The sequence below is a fragment of the Nonomuraea turkmeniaca genome (genome assembly GCF_005889735.1).
Taxonomy (GTDB): Bacteria; Actinomycetota; Actinomycetes; order Streptosporangiales; family Streptosporangiaceae; genus Nonomuraea; species Nonomuraea turkmeniaca.
Window position 1 is genome coordinate 1 of the sequence record NZ_VCKY01000465.1, and the last position, 2,896, is coordinate 2,896.

At 71.4% G+C, this 2,896-nt stretch carries 3 protein-coding genes and 1 pseudogene; 1 reads left to right on the forward strand and 3 read right to left on the reverse strand.

Annotated features, from left to right (window positions below; translation table 11 throughout):
- Nucleotides 1-118: 118 nt before the first annotated feature.
- Nucleotides 119-859: an SAM-dependent methyltransferase gene (locus ETD86_RS53615; RefSeq protein ID WP_246149523.1), complete on the reverse strand. Its 741-nt coding sequence runs from the start codon at nucleotides 857-859 to the stop codon at nucleotides 119-121.
- 249 nt (nucleotides 860-1,108) lie between these two features.
- On the opposite strand from ETD86_RS53615, the gene ETD86_RS53620 reads away from it, so the two are divergent.
- The gene (locus ETD86_RS53620) at nucleotides 1,109-1,990 is read left to right on the forward strand and encodes an RNA polymerase sigma-70 factor (RefSeq protein WP_138674275.1); all 882 of its coding nucleotides are present in this window, start codon (nucleotides 1,109-1,111) and stop codon (nucleotides 1,988-1,990) included.
- Nucleotides 1,991-1,993: 3 nt separating this feature from the next.
- Here the strand turns inward: ETD86_RS53620 and ETD86_RS53625 are convergent, their stop codons facing one another.
- Both ETD86_RS53625 and ETD86_RS56505 read right to left on the reverse strand, forming a co-directional pair.
- Nucleotides 1,994-2,596, reverse strand: coding sequence for a response regulator transcription factor (locus ETD86_RS53625; protein WP_138674276.1), 603 nt, complete (start codon nucleotides 2,594-2,596; stop codon nucleotides 1,994-1,996).
- Nucleotides 2,593-2,896 (reverse strand): annotated as a pseudogene (locus ETD86_RS56505) (hypothetical protein); the annotation flags it as partial. The pseudogene ETD86_RS56505 and the gene ETD86_RS53625, both read right to left, overlap by 4 nt.

Sequence of the window (2,896 nt, forward strand, 5' to 3'; positions counted from 1 at the left end):
CGCGACGGCCGCCCGGCCCGACCCCCGAGGGCCGCCGTTCACCGCCCTTGAGGCGAAGACGCTCGTCGAGCCGGGCGGCCGTCGCGGGGACGGCCGCCCGGCCGCCATCAGAGGGTCGTCAGCGTTTCATGATGGCGAAGACGCCCCACCCGAGCAGCGGCCGCTGGAACCGGGTGTAGGCCAACGGCTCCCGCGACAACTCGGCCCGCATCTCGGGAGCGAGCTCGTCGTCCGGGTTGGCGTCCAGCCAGGTCCGGATGTTGAGCCAATGAGCGGCGACGTATCGATCCCAGCTGTCCTCGTCGGCCAGAACCATTTCGACGACGTCGTAGCCCAGGCCCTGGAACAGCGCGATGAGCCCGGGAAGCGTCTCGAAATCCTCGCGCGACCGTACGTGGCAGGCCTCGACGGCCTCCTGACTGGGCGGCTCGGCGCGCCAGAACGGCTCGCCGATGAGGATCATGCCGCCCGGACGCAGGCTGCGCTCCAGCAGCGCGACGGTCCCGGCCACGCCCTGGCCGATCCAGGTCGCCCCGACGCACGCCGCGACGTCGACGGGCTCGGCCGCCACATGGGTGGAGGCGTCGCCGTGGACGAACCTCACCTGGCCGGTGACGCCCAGCTCGGCGGCCCGCTTGCGCGCCGCCGCGAGGAAGACCGTGCTGATGTCCACACCGGTGCCGGTGATCCCGTGATCGCGGGCCCAGGTGGCCAGCATCTCGCCCTTGCCGCAGCACAGGTCGAGTACGGAGGCGCCCGGCCGCAGCCGGATCGCGCTGCCCAGCGTGGCGAGCTTCTCCGGCGTGTACGGGTCGAGAATCCGGTGGCTGCTCTCCCGGATGGTGTGACTACGTGGCAAGTCCAATGGAATGAGTCCTAACGTGCGCAGATCCAATGATCGAGGTGATGAGATGACGCATGCCACGAACCCACATATAAAGCAGCTCCTCCGTCACGAGATGGCGATCCGCGACCCTAATCCGTGATCGAGTGCCGGGGCAACGGGATTTTCCGCGGACGAGATCCAGGTCACTTTTCCGCCGTGGACGTCACACATCGGCCCCTCTGCGGGCTCAAGGCAGCAGTCACGCAGAGAGGGGGACCTGTGATGCCCGATGCCACCCAGGTGTTCGCCGACCATCGCGAGCTGCTGTTCTCGATCGTCTACAACATGCTCGGCAGCGTCACCGACACCGAGGACGTGCTGCAGGAGACCTGGCTGTCCTGGGCGTCCACGGACCAGGACCGCATCGACCACCCGCGTGCCTACCTGGTGCGCATCGCGGTCAACCAGGGGCTGGCGCACCAGAGCGCCCTGCGCCGGCGGCGTGAGACGTACGTCGGGTCCTGGCTGCCCGAACCCCTCGTCACCGCCGCCGACGCCGCCGACCACGTGGTGCGGGCGGACACGCTCTCGCTCGCGCTGCTGGTGGTGCTGGAGACGCTGACGCCACTGGAGCGGGCGGTGTTCATCCTGCACGAGGTGTTCGCCTACCAGCACACCGAGATCGCCGCCATGATCGACCGCAGTCCCGCCGCCGTGCGCCAGCTCGCCCACCGCGCCCGCGAACACGTCCAGGCCCGCCGTCCCCGCACCCAGGTCGATCCGCGTCTGCAGCAGCAGCTCACCGAGCGGTTCGTGGCCGCCGCGTTCGGCGGCGACCTCCTGGCGCTGATGGAGCTCCTGGCGCCCGACGTGACCCTGTGGTCCGACGGCGGGGGCAAGTCGGGCGCCGCCGCCCCGCGTCCCGTCCGCGGCTGCGACAACGTCGCCCGCGTGCTCGTCTCCAGCGCCGCCCAGACGATCGACGGCCTGGACGTCGAGTACCGCCAGGTCAACGGCGATCCCTGCGCGGTGCTGTTCGTGGAGAACGCCCCGTTCGCCGTCATGGTCGTCGATCTGAACGCCGACGGCTCCCAGGTCCGCGACATCTACACCGTCAGCAACCCTGACAAGCTCGCCCACATCGCCGACGGGGCCGCCGAATGATCCTCAGATCCAGCCTTCTTCCCAGGCGCGGTGGGCGGCGGCGTGGCGGGAGCTGACGCCGAGCTTGGCCATGGCCGCGGACAGGTAGTTGCGTACCGTGCCCGGCGCCAGGTGGACCTGAGCGGCGATCTCCCTGATCGAGGCCCCGGTCCGGGAGGCCCGCAGCACCTCCAGCTCCCGGTCGCTGAGCGGGCAGTCGTCCTCGGTCAGCGCGGAGGCGGCGATGTCGGGATCGACGTAGCGCCGCCCGGCGGCGACGTCGCGGATGATCTCCGCCAGCCGGGTCGCGGGCGTGGTCTTGGGCACGAACCCGCTCACGCCTGCCGACAACGCACGGCGGAGCACCCCCGGCCGGGCATGCCGCGTCACCAAGATGATCTTGATGGAGGACTCCGCCCTGATCTCCTCGGCGGCACGCAGTCCGTCGGCCGGCGGCATCTCGAGGTCCAGCACGGCGATGTCGGGCTGGTGCTCGCGGGCCAGGCGCACGGCATCGATGGAGGTGGCGGCCTCGGCGGCGACGGTCAGGTCCTCCTCCAACTCCAGCAGCGCCGCCAGGGCGCCTCTGATGAGGTCCTCGTCGTCAGCGATCAACAGCCGGATCATCGTGCCTCCGGGTCGGTGGCCGTCGCTCCAAGCCGGTCGTTCCGACCCGGGGGCGTCGCGGGGACCCGGTCGTCGTCGGGCTCGCGGCCCGGCGTCGGCGTCGGCGTCGGCGTCGGCACCGGCACCGAAGCCGTCACGACGAAGTGGCCGCCGTCGTGCCGCCAGGTCAGCTCCCCCCCGGCGGCCCGCAACCGCTCAGCAAGCGCCGGGAGCCCCGTGCCCGGCCCGGCCCCGGCGCCCGGGCCGGTGGTGCCCGAGCCGGTGGTGCCCGGCCCGGTGGTCCCTGGCCCAGTCTGGGTG

Coding starts and splice junctions, on each gene's coding strand:
- ETD86_RS53620 (WP_138674275.1), top strand. CDS start 1,109: ATGCCCGATGCCACCCAGGTGTTCGCCGACCATCGCGAGCTGCTGTTC.
- ETD86_RS53625 (WP_138674276.1), bottom strand. CDS start 2,596: ATGATCCGGCTGTTGATCGCTGACGACGAGGACCTCATCAGAGGCGCC.